The following is a 661-nucleotide window of genomic DNA, read 5'->3' on the forward strand; positions in this document are numbered from 1 at the left end:
TATTATCTCCACGTTTGGTCTTTTATCTTTTATATCTGTTGGCACCATTCCAGCATAACCTTGAAGAACTATTTTCATACCAAGTGCTTTCATTTTTCTTTGCATTTTTCTTGCAAGTTCTGTTCTAGCTTCAAACCATTGGTCAGGAAGAGGGCCTCCGAAGGTACCCATATTACCCATGTATTGCCAAGCCATATATGCTGGTCCTACTAACCAATTTTTTATTTCAACAATGTCATATCCAAGCTCCCCTAAAAATCTTCTCCACACTTCATCTTGAGCATTTAGATCTAAAACAAGATTTACACCATTTAACGCTAACCAATCTAACCAAACTTGCCATTGTTCATCACTCCAAAATGCCATAGTATAAGAGAATGTGCAGTAATTATGTGCATATCGTATTTCATATGGAGTTTCTTTTCTAATAAATATATCTAATCTTGGTGCAATTATTGGCATTTTTACTGGGTCACCAAACTCTGTAATTTGTACTTTACAAAAGTATTTTAAATAATAATTTAATCCTGTTGCTAAAGAAACACCGTTATTTCCTTCAATTTTAATTTTTCCATTATCACCATTTGAAATTTGGAAATAGTCTAAATTATTTGTATTAGCTTTAATACTAAAATCAAACCAATTAATATACTGAGAACCT

At 32.1% G+C, this 661-nt stretch carries 1 protein-coding gene; it reads right to left on the reverse strand.

What is annotated here, in order from left to right; all coding sequences use genetic code 11:
• A partial coding sequence (locus GBZ86_RS19045) for an alpha-N-acetylglucosaminidase TIM-barrel domain-containing protein (RefSeq protein ID WP_207707488.1) occupies positions 1-661 on the reverse strand: 661 nt, incomplete at both ends.

The sequence above is a fragment of the Clostridium tarantellae genome (assembly GCF_009295725.1).
Classification (GTDB): domain Bacteria; phylum Bacillota; class Clostridia; order Clostridiales; family Clostridiaceae; genus Sarcina; species Sarcina tarantellae.